Origin of the sequence: Arcobacter sp. F155 (genome assembly GCF_004116455.1) — a bacterium.
In the GTDB taxonomy this organism is placed as follows: domain Bacteria; phylum Campylobacterota; class Campylobacteria; order Campylobacterales; family Arcobacteraceae; genus Halarcobacter.
In genome coordinates, this window is sequence record NZ_PDJU01000009.1 from 118,071 (window position 1) to 134,951 (window position 16,881).

Annotated in this window: 13 protein-coding genes; 10 read left to right on the forward strand and 3 right to left on the reverse strand. The window is 29.1% G+C overall.

The window, feature by feature from the left end; genetic code table 11:
- Positions 1-3 precede the first annotated feature (3 nt).
- From CRV03_RS10570 to CRV03_RS10580, 3 genes are all read left to right on the forward strand, one after another.
- Positions 4-1,065 (forward strand): MaoC family dehydratase, encoded by a 1,062-nt coding sequence (locus CRV03_RS10570; protein WP_258239063.1) that lies wholly within the window; start codon positions 4-6, stop codon positions 1,063-1,065.
- Positions 1,066-1,091: 26 nt separating this feature from the next.
- Positions 1,092-2,075 (forward strand): CoA ester lyase, encoded by a 984-nt coding sequence (locus tag CRV03_RS10575; RefSeq protein WP_129085107.1) that lies wholly within the window; start codon positions 1,092-1,094, stop codon positions 2,073-2,075.
- 259 nt (positions 2,076-2,334) lie between these two features.
- The gene (locus tag CRV03_RS10580) at positions 2,335-3,177 is read left to right on the forward strand and encodes a DUF5718 family protein (RefSeq protein WP_129085108.1); all 843 of its coding nucleotides are present in this window, start codon (positions 2,335-2,337) and stop codon (positions 3,175-3,177) included.
- Positions 3,178-3,314: 137 nt separating this feature from the next.
- Here the strand turns inward: CRV03_RS10580 and CRV03_RS10585 are convergent, their stop codons facing one another.
- On the reverse strand, positions 3,315-3,623 hold the full coding sequence (locus CRV03_RS10585; RefSeq protein WP_129085109.1) for a hypothetical protein: 309 nt from the start codon (positions 3,621-3,623) through the stop codon (positions 3,315-3,317).
- Positions 3,624-3,829: 206 nt separating this feature from the next.
- Here CRV03_RS10585 and CRV03_RS10590 point away from each other — a divergent pair, with 206 nt between their 5' ends.
- Positions 3,830-6,118, forward strand: a complete 2,289-nt coding sequence (locus CRV03_RS10590; RefSeq protein ID WP_129085110.1) for a methyl-accepting chemotaxis protein — start codon at positions 3,830-3,832, stop codon at positions 6,116-6,118.
- Positions 6,119-6,136: 18 nt separating this feature from the next.
- Here the strand turns inward: CRV03_RS10590 and CRV03_RS10595 are convergent, their stop codons facing one another.
- The gene (locus CRV03_RS10595; RefSeq protein ID WP_129085111.1) at positions 6,137-6,700 is read right to left on the reverse strand and encodes a flavin reductase family protein; all 564 of its coding nucleotides are present in this window, start codon (positions 6,698-6,700) and stop codon (positions 6,137-6,139) included.
- Between the two features lie 140 nt (positions 6,701-6,840).
- Between CRV03_RS10595 and CRV03_RS10600 the strand changes: the two genes are divergently transcribed.
- The 4 genes from CRV03_RS10600 (at position 6,841) to fumC (ending at position 13,282) form a co-directional block, all read left to right on the forward strand.
- Positions 6,841-8,130 (forward strand): M20/M25/M40 family metallo-hydrolase, encoded by a 1,290-nt coding sequence (locus CRV03_RS10600; protein ID WP_129085112.1) that lies wholly within the window; start codon positions 6,841-6,843, stop codon positions 8,128-8,130.
- A gap of 94 nt (positions 8,131-8,224) precedes the next feature.
- Entirely contained in the window at positions 8,225-10,138 is a 1,914-nt protein-coding gene (locus CRV03_RS10605; protein ID WP_129085113.1) for a cache domain-containing protein, read from the forward strand.
- Positions 10,139-10,257: 119 nt separating this feature from the next.
- The gene (locus CRV03_RS10610; protein ID WP_129085114.1) at positions 10,258-11,751 is read left to right on the forward strand and encodes a fumarate hydratase; all 1,494 of its coding nucleotides are present in this window, start codon (positions 10,258-10,260) and stop codon (positions 11,749-11,751) included.
- 130 nt (positions 11,752-11,881) lie between these two features.
- On the forward strand, positions 11,882-13,282 hold the full coding sequence (fumC, locus tag CRV03_RS10615; RefSeq protein ID WP_129085115.1) for a class II fumarate hydratase: 1,401 nt from the start codon (positions 11,882-11,884) through the stop codon (positions 13,280-13,282).
- Positions 13,283-13,313: 31 nt separating this feature from the next.
- Here fumC and CRV03_RS10620 read toward each other — a convergent pair whose 3' ends face one another.
- Entirely contained in the window at positions 13,314-14,006 is a 693-nt protein-coding gene (locus tag CRV03_RS10620; RefSeq protein ID WP_129085116.1) for a hypothetical protein, read from the reverse strand.
- Between the two features lie 302 nt (positions 14,007-14,308).
- Here CRV03_RS10620 and CRV03_RS10625 point away from each other — a divergent pair, with 302 nt between their 5' ends.
- The gene (locus tag CRV03_RS10625; protein WP_129085117.1) at positions 14,309-16,144 is read left to right on the forward strand and encodes a methyl-accepting chemotaxis protein; all 1,836 of its coding nucleotides are present in this window, start codon (positions 14,309-14,311) and stop codon (positions 16,142-16,144) included.
- Positions 16,145-16,156: 12 nt separating this feature from the next.
- Positions 16,157-16,759, forward strand: a complete 603-nt coding sequence (locus CRV03_RS10630) for a PAS domain S-box protein (protein WP_129085118.1) — start codon at positions 16,157-16,159, stop codon at positions 16,757-16,759.
- Positions 16,760-16,881 lie beyond the last annotated feature (122 nt).

The window sequence follows — 16,881 nt, forward strand, 5'->3', positions numbered from 1 at the left end:
TAAGTGTCTAATAAGATAAATATGGGAAACTTTTTTGAAGATTTTTCTATAGGACAAAAAATAGTACACCCTCTTCCTAGAACAGTAAGTGAAGGAGATGTATCTTTATACATCGCATTCACTGGTTCTAGATTTGCTTTACACTCTTCAGATGTAGTAGCACAAGAGATGGGATATGAAAAGAGACCTATCGATGATACTTTAAACTTTCACTTGACTTTTGGTAAGTCAGTGCAAGATATTTCATTAAATGCTATTGCTAACTTAGGTTATGCAGAGATTTCATTTCCAAACCCAGTTTACATTGGAGATACAGTTTCAATGACTTCAACGGTTATTGGATTAAAAGAGAACTCAAATGGAAAGTCTGGAGTTGTATATGTTCACTCTATTGGTGTAAACCAAAAAGGTGAAGAAGTACTTAACTTCAAAAGATGGGTTATGGTTCATAAAAAGGACAAGACTACAACTACTGGTATCAAAGAGATTCCAGAGTTTAAAGAGTCAACTCCTATTTTGGATGAAATCAATATTCCTCAAATCAAATGTGTTGATACTAACGCATCTGGTGGAAACTTCTTCTTTGAAGATTATGAAAAAGGTGAAAGACTAAATCACCCAGAAGGTATTACAGTTGATAATAGTGACCATACTTTAGCAACTAAGTTATACCAAAACAATGCGAAGGTTCACTTCAACGACCATATGATGAAATCTACTCCTATGGGAGAGAGATTAATGTATGGTGGAATTGTTATCTCTATGGCTAGAGCAATTTCATTTAATGGTTTACAAAATGCACAATGGATGTATGCTATTAACTCTGGAGCTCATGCTAACCCAACATATGCAGGAGATACTATCTATGCATATACGGAAGTGATTGATACTATTGATCATAAAAGAGATGATATTGGTTTATTAAGATTAAGAACAATTGCTGTTAAAAATCAAAAACCTGAAGAGATTGAATCACCAAAAGGTGAAGATGGTAAGTACTTAAAAAATGTAGTACTTGATTTAGATTACACTGTTGTAATCCCAAAGAAAAAAACAAAAAAATAAATATAACTTGATATAAAGGATATAAAATGACACACCCTAATGAAGCACTATTTGAATCTGGAAAATCTTTACCGATTATTCCTACTTGTGAGCACTTTGCAGGAAGCGAAAAGCTAATCAAAAAAGGTTTTGATATGCAAAGAAAACTTGGACCTGTTTTTGATATCACTTGTGATTGTGAAGATGGAGCTGAGACTGGTAAAGAAGTTGAGCATGCAGAAATGATTGTTAGAGTTGTTAACTCTGAAGACAACCCATATGCAATGGCTGGAACTAGAATCCACGATTTCTCTCATCCAGATTGGAGACAAGATGTTGATATTCTTGTACCAGGTGCTGGTGAAAAATTAGCATATATTACATTACCAAAATCAACTTCTTATGAAGATGTAAAAACTCAAGTTGAGTATATTCAAGAAGTAGCTAAAAAAGCTGGTATTTCAAGAGAGATTCCAATTCATATCTTAATTGAAACTCATGGTGCTTTACAAGATGTAGAAAAAATTGCTACATTACCATGGCTACAAGTATTAGACTTTGGTTTAATGGACTTTGTATCAGGATACCAAGGTGCTATTCCTGCAATTAACATGAGAAGCCCAGGTCAATTTGACCATAGATTAATTGGAGCTGCTAAAGCAAGAGTTGCACAAGCTGCTATCCAAAACCATGTTATTCCTTGTCATAACGTAACATTAGACCTTAAAAACCCATATCAAACTTATAAAGATGCTGAAAGAGCTAGAAACGAGTTTGGATTCATGAGAATGTGGTCAATTTACCCAACACAAGTACAAGCTATCGTTGATGCAATGAAACCAGACTTTACTGAGTTAGAAGCTGCACAAAACATTTTATTAGCTGCACAAGATGCTGAGTGGGGACCAATCCAATATGATGGTGAGTTACACGATAGAGCAACATATAGATACTTCTGGGAATTAGTACAAAGAGCTAAGTACTCTGGTGCTAAATTACTAGATGACGTTGAGAAAAGATTCTTTTCTTAATAGAAATATTTAGAAAATAAATTTAATTAAACTTTTTAGATAAGAGGAGTAATCTTCTTATCTATTTTTAACTAAGGACAAAAAAATGAAACTATTAGTCAAGGTCAAACTCATGAAGTTCAGTGAGGAAAGATTTACTTCCAGGTAGAACATCAGACAATATAACTACCCTGTAAACTTCACAAATACCCTCACTTAAATAATCAATCCAAATTAATAAAAACTTATTGTCAACTATTAACAAACAAAAGGTACAAATATGAATAAAAACCAAGCAAATTTAGAAGAGTTAAAAGATTATTTAGGGTTTGGTGTTGCAGGAAACTTTGCAAACCACTTAGGTGAAGCTGGTGAGGCAGATGAATTTTCTGTTATTGAAACAAAAGAGAAAGATGCTCCAAAAGGACTTTTTCCTTTTTATATTCCAAATCATGATAGCTTTTTAGGAGAATATCCGATTAGTACGGATGTTATTAACCACAACGATATTGAACATTTACAAGTTGAAGCTGAAGTAGCCTTACTTTGTGATTTTGTATATGAAAATGATAAGTTAGTAGATATTAAACCAAAGCTTTTTGGTGCATTTAATGACTGTTCAAATAGAATTCAAGATGGAAACAAACTTAGTACAAAGAAAAACTGGGGAGCAAACTCTAAAGGTATTGCCGATGATTTAATCGAAGTTGATAACTTTGATGAAGATGGTATTTTAAGTAAATATCATATTGCTTCTTTTATTAGAAGAGATGGTATCTTAAGAGACTATGGTACAGTTAGTGCTGTTAAATCATACTCATACTTCTTTAATCAGTTAAAAGACTGGATGATTGATAAATTCAATACTCAAGAAGATATGGGACCATTAGAAGAGTTAAAACCATTTATTAAAGATATAAACAACTACAAAGGTCTTTTAATAGCTGCTGGTGCAACAGCATATTCAGACTTTGGTAAAACTCACTTCTTAGAAAAAGGTGATGAGATATTTGTTTATGTTTATGATGCACACTTCCATTCATTTGAAGATATCATTCAAGATATGTCAGGAATGGACTTACACCTTTCAAAATGTAGTAAGTTACATCAAATAGTTGAATAAGACCTCTTAGTTTCCCTAGTTTTAGGGAAACTAACCTACTAACTTTTATCCTTGTTTCATATTATTATGATGTTTTGAAAGAAAAAACAAACCTCTAAATAAGAGGTTTATTCTATAATTTATTTGATTTTTTTACTCTATTGAGCTTGAATGAAGTCTTTATATTTTTTAGCAGTGTTATAGCTTATCTCTGCTGTTTTTGCAACACTATACACAGTGATACTTTTATTTTCTAATCTTAAGATATTTACAGCATTTTGTACAGCTTCTTTACTTCTTTTTTTCTTTATATTATTTGCTTTTACCGTAGCTTTTATTTTCTTTTTTGTTCTTGATTGCATTGACTTTTGAAACTCTTCGTTGATTCTATTATATAAAGTCATATCGTTTTGAGCTAATATTTTTTGTAGTGCATTAAATTCATTATTTGAAATTGTGATTCTCAATTTTTCTCCTGTTTTATTTTTTGAGGGTCGAAATTATACATAAAAAACCTTAAAACTATCTCAAATTGTTATAACATTTTGAAATATTTTTAACAAATAATTTATTCGATATTTTTTTATAATATTTTTAACTTTTATATTACTTTGCTACTAAAATGATACTTTTTAGTGTTATAATTATTTAAGTTGTTTTTAAAGGTCGTATTATGTTAAATAAAGGTTCAAAAAAAGGAAGCTTTGGAAATAAGCTTTTATTACAAGTTTTAGGTACTACAATCCTAGTTTTTGCAATTACTATCTTCTTTATTGCTAAATATTCATATGAAACTGCCCAATCAAGTGCAAAAGAGTATGTAAAAGAGATGTCGAGTAATTTTGCAGGAAAAGTTGAAGGAGAAGTAAATCTATCAGTTAAAATTGTTCAAGCACTAAGATCTAAATTTCAAGAAGCAATTAATCATGATAAAAAACTTCATGAAAAAGAGACTATTGCAATGCTTAGCTCAATTTTAAGTGAAAATGAGCAACTTCTTGGTATTTGGTGGGGGATGAAAGATAAAACAGTTCTTTTTAACCCTAAACAAGAAGGAGTAGATGCTCCTGAATCTTGGTATACAAAAGATGGAGAGTTTTCTCCTTATGTTACAAGAGCAAAAGGGAAAGTTGTTCTTCAACAATCAGCAGATTACAATGAAGAGAATGGTTGGATAAAAGGACCCAAAGAAGCAGGTAAGCTATTTATAACAAAACCCTATCTTTATCCTATTGATGGTAAAAAAGTATTAATGTCAACAATTGGGATTCCTCTTTATAAAGATGGAAATTATGTTGGAGTTATTGGAGCAGAAATTGCTCTAGATACTTTCGTAAAACTTTCTTCTTCTAAAAAAGTTTATGAAACAGGTTATACTTTCTTACTAGATCACTATGGAATTGTATTAGGACATCCAAATAAAGAATTTTTAGGAAAAGAGATACTTGAAGTTACTAAGAATGATACTGAATATAAAACTCTTCTTTCTAAATCAAACAAGGGTGAAGATAGTTCTTTCGATAAGGTGTCTGTAAATACGGGAAAAGAGTCTTACTATTATGCAAAAGCCTTTGAAATAGGAAATACAGGATATCATTGGACTTTTGTTATATTAGCTCCTAAAGATGAATATCTAGCTTTAGCTATCTTCTTAAGAAACTTTTCTATTATTGCAGCCTTATTTGGTTTATTAATTATTGCAGCTGTTATTTACTTAAGTATTAGAAAATTAAAATCAAATCTAAACCTTATTAGTTCAGGGTTAAAATCATTTTTTAACTACTTAAATAAAGAGAGTTCTTCTACTAAAGAGATTGATTTAATTTCAAATGATGAATTTGGGCAAATGGCTCTAGATATTAATACCAATATAGAGAAAGTAAAAAAAGGTATTGATGAAGATAACAAACTAATATCTGATGTAAAATCAATTGTAAATAAAGTAAGTGATGGACACTTAGAAGATAGAATTAATTCTTCTACTTCTAATGACTCATTAAATGAATTAAAATCACTACTAAATGATATGCTTAATAATCTTGAAGGTTTAGTAGGTAAAGACTTAAATAAAATTAGTGATGTTTTAGCTAAATATACGCAAAGAGATTTTACTGCGAAACTAAATGAAGAAGAGTCTGGAAAAATTGGTAAAGAGCTTATTGAGATGAATAGAATGATTATATCTATGCTTCAAGATAGTCAAAGAGACGGTATTTCTTTACAAGCTAGCTCTAATGAATTAACAGCAAGTGTTCAAACATTAAGTAGTAATGCAACATCACAAGCTGCAAGTTTAGAAGAGACTGCTGCTTCTATTGACGAAATTACAAGTAACATTGAAAGTACAAGTCAAAAAGCACAAGAGATGCTAAAAATCTCAAATGATACTAAAAATTCTGCAAATCAAGGTAAGGAGTTAGCATCAAATACTGTTCATTCAATGGATGAAATAAATGAGACGGTACATACTATTAATGAAGCAATTACAGTTATTGACCAAATTGCCTTCCAAACAAATATTCTTTCACTAAATGCAGCTGTAGAAGCAGCTACTGCTGGTGAAGCAGGAAGAGGATTTGCCGTTGTTGCACAAGAAGTTAGAAATCTAGCCTCTAGGTCTGCTGAAGCAGCAAAAGAGATAAAAGACCTAGTTGAGTCTGCAACTACAAGAGCTACAAATGGTAAAGAAATCAGTAGTAAGATGATTGAAGGATTTAATCAATTAGAAGAAAAGATTACACATACAAATGCTTTAATCGATGATGTATCAAATGCAGCAAAAGAACAAACAATAGGAATGTCACAAATTGCTGATGCAATGGGACAGCTTGATAAGTTTACACAAGAAAATGCATCAATTGCAGATACAACAAATAGCATTGCTAAAGAAACAAATAGTATTGCACAAGAAGTAGTAAATAGTGTAAGTAAAAATAATTTTGAAGGGAAAAAGTTTAGTTAGAGCCTTGCTCTAACTAAATTATAAGTCAACCATAGCTTTAAAGAAAATTCCACTTCTTCCTACATTTTCTACATTTACATGGAACTTTTCATTTATTCTATCATCTTCTATATACTGCTTTTTAATCTCTAAGATTAAAGGAGTAGTTTTACCAGGTAGTTTAACTACATCATAAAGCTCACAGAAAAGTGCTGTTTGAGTTGAGCTTATCATTGGTGGGAAATCCTCTAATGGTTTCTCAACATCAATTTCATACTCACTAACCTCACTTTGGTCTTTATCTAACATATTAGCACTAAGTTTTACTTTATCTACATTATCTTTGTTTACAAAACAGATAGTTGCTTTTTTATGTTTTAAAATATTTGCTAAGCTATCTTTAGGAACGCCCTCTTCTTTTTGTCCAATGGCAACTATAAGTGTTGCTGGATTACTTGAAATTGGTATAAAATATGAAAATGGTGCTGCATTTACAACTCCTTCATCCTCTGTAACTATCCAAGCAATTGGTCTTGGAACAACAGTATCTGACATGATTTTATACCTATTTAAATCATTCACATCTTTATAATCAATTATCATTTATATTCCCCTATTTTTAATAATTTTTATCATATTAAAATCTGTTTATAAAGAGCTTAAAATCAAGCTTTTTTCTACTTTTAAATTATCTTAAATTCAATACAATTTGATATAATCCAAAGAAAAAAAGGTTTAATAACATGAATAATGTAATAGATATTTTTAAAGAGATAACAGCCTTAAATAGATGTAGTGGAAATTATGATGATTTTATCTCTTATATTAAGGAGTTTTCTTCTAAGTATAATTATGAATGTTTAGTAGATAATTACAATAATATTTTATGTAAAAAACAAGATTCAAAAGCAACTTTATGTATTCAAAATCACTATGATATTGTTTGTCTAATTGACAATAATATTCCAAAAATTATTGAAGAAGATGGATTTTTTAAAGCAGAGAATTCTACACTTGGTGCAGACAATGGAATTGGATGTTCATACATGTTAAGTCTTATGTCACAAGATTATGATTGTGAGTTTTTATTTACAAGTGATGAAGAGATTGGACTTATTGGAGCTAACAATTTAGAGCATAAATTAAACGCAAAATATATGTTAAATATTGATAGTGAAGAAGAAGGTGAAATCTGTATTGGATGTGCAGGTGGAGTTGATATTTTTGGAAAAACTTCTAACAAAGAAATCATAAAAAATAGTGATAATTATGAACTATATGAAGTGAAAGTTTCAAATCTTCCAGGTGGTCATAGTGGAGTAAATATCCATGAAAATAGACCAAATGCAATTAAACTATTTGGAGAACTTGTAAAAGAAAATAGTGGTTTATTATTAGACATAAATGCAGGTGAGAGAATAAATTCAATCCCTGTAAATGTAAAGGCAATAGTAGCCCTTAAGTCTTATCCAAAAAATTTTAATGAAGATTTTGTGTGTATAGAGAAAATAGATACTAAAAGTGAACACTTTAATATTTGGAGTAGTGATATTACTACTTTCATTTATACATTTGCAAATGGAGTTAGAGCTTATGATGAAAATTTAAATGTAGTTTTAGACTCAATAAATCTAGCAAAAATCACTACAAATATTAATTCTATTGATGTAGAACTAAGTGCAAGATCAATGGATAATAAAAACTTGGAAACTATAAAAAAAGAGACAACAGCCCTACTTGAAAACTTTGGATTTGAAGTTAAAACTGATGGAAAATATCCAGCATGGAAACCTGATATAAATGAGTTCACAAATGAGGTTTTAGATATTTATAAAACTTATGATTCTTCTGCTTCACTTGAAGCAATTCATGCAGGTCTAGAGTGTGCTATTTTTAAAGATAAATTTCCTCATATGAAACTAGCTTCTATTGGTCCAAATATTTTTAATCCACATTCAAATAAAGAGTCTGTAGAAATTAGTTCAATAGAAAAACTAGGAAAAATTGTTAAAGAAATAGCTGATAAATTTTAATATTATATATTATAAAAGAGCATTTTTTTGCTCTTTTATTTTACTTTTCTTTTTATTATTTAAGATATAATCACGTGTAGAAAAAAGGTGTTAAATGAATAATAAAAATGAACTACTCATTTTAAATATAATTAAATATGGACCCATTGTTTTTATCCTCTCTTTATCTGTTATTATCTCACTTACTTTATATATAAATTACAAAAGTGCATTTATTGAAGAAAAAGATTTAATCGAAAAAGAGTATGTTCAAAGAAATAGAACAGATGTAAAAAATCAACTTGATACTATTTATAGATTTATTTTAGAAGAACAAAAAACAACAGAGATTAAATTAAAGAAAAATCTAAAACAAAGAGTAAATGAAGCTCATAGTATTGCTATGAATATTTACAATGAAAATAAGCATCTAAAAAAAGAAGTTGTTCAAAAGATGATAAAAGATGCTATTAGAAATATTAGGTTCAATGAAGGAAGAGGATATTTCTTTATCTATTCTTTTGATTATGAATGCATTTTATTACCTGTAGCAAAACATCTTGAAGGAAGTAGCTTTTATAACTTTAAAGATGGTGAAGGTAAATATCTAACTAGAAATATCATTAAAAGTCTTGAAAATAAAGATGAAAGCTTCCTAAAATGGTCTTATCATAAACCAAATGATATGAAAAACCAATATGAAAAAATAGGTTTCAATAAAAGATTTGAGCCATATGACTGGTATATAGGAACTGGTGAATATGTAGAAGACTTTGAAGGTGATATTCAAAAAGAAGTTTTACAATATATTGCAAATCAACAATTTAGTGATAACAACTATATTTTTATACTTGATTACAACTCAAACTATTTGGCACATAAAAACAAACATCTAATAGGAAAAAATGCAGTTGATATTTATGATAAAAAAGCATATAAAACTATTGAAAAGATAATAAATATTGCAAGAAAAGAAGGAACTGCTTATTTAGACTATACTCATATTAGACCTCTTACAAATAAAGAAGCTACAAAAACAAGTTATATAAGAGGTATTCAAAACTGGCAATGGGCTATGGGAATAGGCTTTTACCAAGAAGATGTAAATAAACTTATTAAGATACAAAAAGAAGTTTTAGATAAAAGATTTGAAGAAGACCTTTATAAACTTCTATTTTTGTCTTTATCATTAACTACTTTATTACTTGTATTATCAGTTAGAATTTCAAAGTTCCTAGAAACAAGATTTGCACAATATAGAAATCAAATAAAAGAACACCTAGAAGAAATAACTAATCAACAAAATATTTTAGCTCAACAATCAAAAATGGCAGCTATTGGTACTATGATTGGAAATATTGCACATCAATGGAGACAACCTTTATCTTTAATTTCAACTGCAGCAACAGGAATGAAACTAAAAAGAGAGATTGGAGATTTAAGTGATAAAGAGTTTAACGACAACCTAGAATATATAAACCAATCAACTCAATACCTATCTAAAACAATTGATGATTTTAGAAATTTCTTTTCTACTAATAAAGTAAAGAAAGAGTTTACTATAGATGAAGCCTTTGAAAATACATTTAATCTTATAAAAGTACAGTTTAAAAACCATCAAATAGAGGTTATCAAAGATATTAGCGATACTCAAATCTATGGAATACAAACAGAGTTGGTACAAGTACTTATAAATATTTTAAACAACTCAAGGGATGAACTTATAAAAATAAGTAATGAACAAAGAAAACTTATTTTTATAAAAACTTTTGAAAAAGATGAACATCTAATAATTGAAATATTAGATAATGCAGGTGGAATAAAAAAAGAGACTTTAGAACATGTCTTTGAACCATACTTTACAACAAAAGGACCTGCACAAGGCACTGGAATTGGACTTTATATGAGTCAAGAGATTATTGTAAAACATATGCATGGTCAAATTCTAATGGAAAACTCTACTTATAATTACGAAGATAAAGACTACACTGGTGTAAAAACCATAATAAAGCTAAATATAAATAAATAATTTGTGAATAAGCGTAACTTTTCCCCTAAGGAAAGGTAGTTTATTTGCTTTTTTATTCTTTTTAATAAACACATATTCGATATAATCTATTTTAAATTTAATGAAAAGGTTTTGAGAATATGGGAAAAATTACTGAAAATGATATTATCGATAGTATTGCAGATGCCTGTCAATACATCTCTTTTTACCATCCAGAAGATTTTGTAAAAGGAATGGTTGAAGCATACGAAAAAGAGGAGTCTGAATCTGCAAAAAATGCAATTGGACAAATTTTAATTAACTCTAAAATGTGTGCAATGGGACATAGACCATTATGTCAAGATACTGGTTCTGTAAATATTTTCATCAAAGTTGGTTTAAAAGCTGATTTAGATATTTCAAGAGATTTAGAAGATGTATTAAATGCAGGTGTTGCTAAAGGTTATACTGACCCAGATAATACATTAAGATATTCTGTTGTATCTGACCCAGCAGGTGAAAGAAAAAATACTAAAAATAATACTCCAGCAGTAATCCACTACTCTGTAGATGCAAACTCTGATAAAATTGATATTACAGTTGCAGCTAAAGGTGGAGGAAGTGAAAACAAATCTAAATTTGCTGTATTAAATCCATCTGACTCAATCTATGACTGGGTTATGGAAAATGTAAGAAATATGGGTGCAGGATGGTGTCCTCCTGGTATCTTAGGTATTGGTATTGGTGGAAACCCAGAAAAATCAATGCTACTTGCAAAAGAGGCTTTAATGGGTCACGTTGATATCCATGAGTTAAAAGCAAGAGGTCCTCAAAATGCTTTAGAAGAGTTAAGACTAAGACTTTATGAAGATATCAACAAAATTGGTATTGGTGCACAAGGTCTAGGTGGATTAACAACAGTTCTTGATGTTAAAATCTTAGATTATCCATGTCACGCGGCTTCTTTACCAGTTGCAATGATTCCTAACTGTGCTGCAACTAGACACATTCACTTCGAATTAGATGGAAATGGTGCTGCTAAATTTAATAAACCTGATTTAGATATTTGGCCAGACTTAGAATTGCCAATGGATACTGTTAAAAAAGTAAATATTGAAGATTTAACAAAAGAAAACCTATCTCAATACAAATCAGGTGATACTCTATTATTATCTGGAAAAATCTTAACAGCAAGAGATGCTGCTCATAAAAAAATTGTTGAGTACAAAAATGCTGGTAAACCACTTCCAAATGGTGTTGATTTAAAAGACAGATTTATCTACTATGTTGGACCAGTTGATCCAGTAAGAGATGAAAAAGTAGGACCTGCAGGACCAACTACATCTACAAGAATGGATAAATTTACTAAAGACATGATGGAAATTGGAATCATGGGTATGATTGGTAAAGCTGAAAGAAAGCAACCAACTATTGATTTAATCAAAGAGTACAAATCTATGTATTTAATCGCAACTGGTGGTGCTGCTTATTTAATTTCTCAATCTATTAAAGATGCAAAAGTTCTTGCATTTGAAGAGATGGGAATGGAAGCTATCTATGAGTTTGAAGTAAAAGATATGCCTGTAACTGTTGCAGTTGATACAGAAGGTACATCTATTCATACGACTGGACCAGCTAAATGGAGAACTATCTAATACTCCTTACAAAGTGAAGAATACTTCACTTTGTAACACTTCTCTTTTTTTTCACATCTTTTTGATATTAATTATTAAAATTAAATGATAATCTATGATATAATAACTTTATCTTGAAAAAGGATTGTAGATGAAAAATTATAGAATTGAAAAAGATACTATGGGAGAAATGCAAGTACCAAACGATAAGTATTGGGCTGCTCAAACGCAAAGAAGTATAGAAAATTTTCCTATTGGAAATGAAACAATGCCAAGTGAAGTTATAGAAGGTTTTAGCTTTTTAAAAAAAGCTTGCGCAATAGTAAATAACAAACTTCAAAGACTTGATGATAAGAAATGTAAAGCTATAGAACAAGCTTGCAATGAAGTTATTAAAGGTAAGCTAAATGGAAACTTCCCCCTTGTAGTTTGGCAAACAGGTTCTGGAACTCAATCAAATATGAATATGAATGAAGTAGTTGCAAACAGAGCTACAGAGATTTTAGGAAGTGATTTTAGAAAAGAGAAACTTGTACATCCAAATGATGATGTAAACAAGGGACAAAGTTCAAATGACACCTACCCTACTGCAATGAGAATCTCTTTTGTACTTGAATTGCAAAAACAGTTAATTCCAGCTATTAAAACTTTAAAAAAGACATTCAAGAAAAAGAGCAAAGAGTTTAACAATATAGTAAAAATAGGAAGAACTCACTTACAAGATGCCACGCCACTTACTTTAGGACAAGAATTAAGTGCCTATGTTGATATGCTTGATAAAGCTTTAGAGCAAATTGATGATAGTATGAAATATATTTGTGAACTAGCAATTGGTGGAACAGCGGTTGGTACGGGACTTAACTCACATCCAGAATTTTCACAAAGAGTTTGTAAAGTACTAAATAAACAGACAAAAACAAAATATAAATTTAAATCTCATCCAAATAAATTTCATGCCCTAACAGCTCATGATGGAGAAGTTGTATTAAGTGGAGCTTTAAATGCTCTTGCTTCAAATCTTATGAAAATAGCAAATGATATTAGATGGTTAGCTTCTGGTCCTAGATGTGGAATTGGCGAGCTTAATATTCCTGAAAATGAACCAGGAAGTTCTATCATGCCAGGGAAAGTAAACCCTACTCAAAGTGAAGCTATGACTATGGTTGCTGTACAAGTTATGGGAAATCACACAACTGTTTCAGTTAGTGCCTCACAAGGTAACTTCGAGCTAAATGTATTTAAGCCTGTGATTGCATACAATATCTTACAATCAATCAAACTTCTAAGTGATACTATGCTTGCCTTTAACGATAAATGTGCTGTAGGAATTGAGCCAAATAAGAAAAACATAGAAAAATATCTAAATGATTCATTGATGCTAGTAACTGCACTTAATCCATATATTGGATATGAAAATGCTGCACTTATAGCTAAAACAGCTCATAAAAATGGAACAACTTTAAAAGAAGAAGCTATTAAGTTAAAACTTCTAAGTGAAGAAGAGTTTGACAAGTATGTTAAACCAGAAGAGATGACTTATCCTAAAAAATAGTAGAAGTAAAAGGTAGTTTTACCTTTTACTTTTAGGCATGAATATTTGGTGTAGTCATATTGATTCTTATTTGTTGATTGTATTTATTTAAAATATCTGTATATTCATACTTGACTTCTTCAAACTGCTTTCTAACTTCATCAGTTTTTGCATTTTCAATACCTTCCTCTGAACTACTTATCATATTAAGTAACATATTAAAAGCTTCGTTATGAGAAAGTTTATATTCAGAAGGTATAAGTTTCTTCATATTTTCATTTAATTCAAATTTTCCATCAGTTCTTTGACTAAACATATTTGAATTTACTACAAACCTTTGACCTATTCCTGTAGTTTTATAATGATACTGCTCACTTGCTTTTTGAAAATAAAAGCTAGCAGCTTCTTTAGGTGCCATTTTCTTAGCTTCTTCAAATAATGTTTTATTTAAAACTTCATTTTCACTCATGTTTGAAATATGATGTAAATTTGCTAATTTATTAACTTCATCTTCAGATAAATCACTATATATCTCATCAATTTTTTTAATATCTAGATTTTTTATAAAATCATATGACATTCTATCTATCTTCTTAAACTGTATTTCTTCTGTTTTAGCTTTTTGAGCTTCTATATCTTCCTTGTTCTCTAACTCTTTTTCAAAATTTGAGCTTTGTTCTTTTTTTGTTGCTGTACTTTGTTGAGTATAAGTATTTACTTGAGTCACTGTATTTGATACTATCATTGTCAGTCCTTTAAAATCATTTAATAAATTATACTCTCTTTTTGTCACAGGCACGTCACACTTAATAAGTCATATATCTTGATAGAAAGATAAAAATTATTTAGATAATATTTACAAGTATTTTATATATTTATAAAAAAGGACAATATAATATTTGACTCTAAATATAAAGTTTCAAATAAACTCAACTTATAAAAAATACAAATCCAAACTTCATAATTTTTTACAATTATTATTATTTTTTAATTATAAGATAAGATAATATAAGATACTATTCGTCAAAAATCATGGAGTAACAAATAATGCCAATAAACCTCAATATAAAGGGAAAGCTAATCTTTTTCCCTGTACTTTTCATATTAATAGTAGTTATATTTTCGATAACCTTTAATTACTATTTTAGCATATCAGAAAAAAGAAATAATGCAGCTTTAAAAACGGAAATATTCATTCAAGATATTCTTAAAACAAGAATATTAGTTTATCAGTTTCTTTCTACTGAAGACAAAAAAAAATCTCAAGATGCTCTAGAAAGTTTAAAATTATTAAATGAAAATATTACATCTTTCAGAGACTCTCTAAGTCAAAAAGAAAATAAAGAACTATCAAATAAAATCATAAAAACTCTTCAAGAATATTTAGTGAATTTTCAACTTGTTGTTAAAATAAAAACAGAAGATATTAATACTAATAATTACTCTTTAGCAATTAAAAATATGACTAAATCTGGACTAGAACTAGAAAAGCTTTTAATTCAAATTAATAAAAGCGCAATAGAATTAAAAGAAGAGTCTATTAGTACAATGATAATTGTTCTTTCTCTATTATCTTTATTTTTTACAATAACCTTTATCTTGATATCAACACTAATAGTTAAACAGATCATTTCATCATTAGATGATTTTAAAAATGGACTTATAAGCTTTTTTAAATATTTAAATAGAGAAGTAAAAGACACTGAACTATTAAAAGATACGAAGGAAGATGAATTTGGTCAAATGGCAAAAATAGTTAATAAAAATATTCTTCTTACAAAAGAATCAATAGAAGAAGATAGAAAACTTATTGATGAAACTATTAATGTTCTTACTGAGTTTGAACAAGGGGATTTATGTCAAAGATTACATATGAAAGTAAATAATCCTGCTCTAATGCAATTAAAAGAAGTATTAAATAAAATGGCTACAAACCTAGAGGGAAATATTGATAATGTTTTAACTATCCTTGAACAGTATAGTCAATATAATTATTTAAATAAAATAGACCAAAAAGGATTAAAAGAACATCTACTAAAACTTGCAAATGGAGTAAATGGTTTAGGACTATCTATTACTGATATGTTAATAGAAAATGAAAAAAATGGAATTACTTTAGATAAAAGTTCAAATGTACTTATCAAAAATGTTGATACATTAAATGTTAATTCTAATGAAGCTGCTGCTGCATTAGAGGAAACAGCTGCAGCATTAGAACAGATTACAGGAAACATAATTAATAATACTGAAACAGTAGTAAAAATGTCAGACTATGCAAAATCATTGACAAGTGCAGCAACAAATGGGCACTCATTAGCAAACCAAACAACTGAAGCTATGGATGAAATAAATAATAAAGTAACTTCAATAAATGAAGCTATTTCAATTATTGACCAAATAGCTTTCCAAACAAATATTCTTTCACTTAATGCTGCAGTTGAAGCAGCAACAGCAGGTGAAGCGGGAAAAGGTTTTGCGGTTGTAGCACAAGAAGTTAGAAATCTTGCTAATAGAAGTGCCGAGGCAGCAAAAGAGATTAAAGATTTAGTTGAAGATGCTACTATAAAAGCAAATTTTGGAAAAAGTATTACCGATGATATGATAAAAGGTTACGAAATACTAAATGATAGTATCTCAAATACTACTAAACTTATTTCTGACGTTGAAATGGCAAGTCAAGAGCAAAGATTAGGTATTGAACAAATAAATGATGCAATTAACTCATTAGATCAACAAACACAACAAAATGCATTAATTGCAACTCAAACCCATGATGTAGCAGTACAAACAGATGATATTGCAAAAATGATTGTGGAAAGTGTAAATGATAAAGAGTTCAAAAGAGAACAAATTAAAAAGCAGGAAACTACTCTTGCTGTATAATAAGTAAATATTATGCCAAAGAGTTTACTTAAGAATTCTTTTGATTCCATAGTTGATGAAATAGATGCATTAGTTTATGCAATAGATATTGAGAATTATAAAATATTATATACAAATAAAAAAGGTGAAGAAGAGTTTGGTGATATTATTGGTAAAAAATGTTTTTCAGCACTAGAAAAAAGGAATGAGCCTTGTATTGAATGTCCAACAAACTTTAAGGAAAAAGTAGAATTAAATCACAGATATAAATGGGAACATAAAAATAATTTGAATAGAAAAACCTATTTATTTAGTGATAGAATCATGAAAAGTAATAATTCTAACAAATTAATTAAAGTTCAAGTTGGAATTGATATTACTAATCAAAAAAAATTAGAAAAGGAACTAGAAGAACAACAAAGAAATACACTAGAAACTTTTGAAGCCTTATTCAACTCAACAATAGAAGGTTTAATTATTTATAATTTAAATAAAAAGTGCATTAATGTAAATGATGTAGCACCTGAATTGCTAGGTTATTCAAAAGAAGAAATGATAGGTAAAGATGCTCTAGACTTTGTTGAAAAAGATTCAATAAATATAGTTTATACAGCAATAAATAACTCAAATCTATAATGCCACTAAAAGTCAAGACAACTATTTCGTAATTTAAATTCCACCTATCTCTGTATCGTTATGCAACATTTTTCATCTGATTTAAATAAACATTCATTGGCTTGTCATAACCTAATGCTGAA

Coding starts and splice junctions, on each gene's coding strand:
- CRV03_RS10610 (WP_129085114.1), top strand. CDS start 10,258: ATGGGAAAAATTACTGAAAATGATATTATCGATAGTATTGCAGATGCC.
- CRV03_RS10575 (WP_129085107.1), top strand. CDS start 1,092: ATGACACACCCTAATGAAGCACTATTTGAATCTGGAAAATCTTTACCG.
- CRV03_RS10600 (WP_129085112.1), top strand. CDS start 6,841: ATGAATAATGTAATAGATATTTTTAAAGAGATAACAGCCTTAAATAGA.
- CRV03_RS10595 (WP_129085111.1), bottom strand. CDS start 6,700: ATGATAATTGATTATAAAGATGTGAATGATTTAAATAGGTATAAAATC.
- CRV03_RS10590 (WP_129085110.1), top strand. CDS start 3,830: ATGTTAAATAAAGGTTCAAAAAAAGGAAGCTTTGGAAATAAGCTTTTA.
- CRV03_RS10580 (WP_129085108.1), top strand. CDS start 2,335: ATGAATAAAAACCAAGCAAATTTAGAAGAGTTAAAAGATTATTTAGGG.
- CRV03_RS10630 (WP_129085118.1), top strand. CDS start 16,157: ATGCCAAAGAGTTTACTTAAGAATTCTTTTGATTCCATAGTTGATGAA.
- fumC (WP_129085115.1), top strand. CDS start 11,882: ATGAAAAATTATAGAATTGAAAAAGATACTATGGGAGAAATGCAAGTA.
- CRV03_RS10620 (WP_129085116.1), bottom strand. CDS start 14,006: ATGATAGTATCAAATACAGTGACTCAAGTAAATACTTATACTCAACAA.
- CRV03_RS10605 (WP_129085113.1), top strand. CDS start 8,225: ATGAATAATAAAAATGAACTACTCATTTTAAATATAATTAAATATGGA.
- CRV03_RS10625 (WP_129085117.1), top strand. CDS start 14,309: ATGCCAATAAACCTCAATATAAAGGGAAAGCTAATCTTTTTCCCTGTA.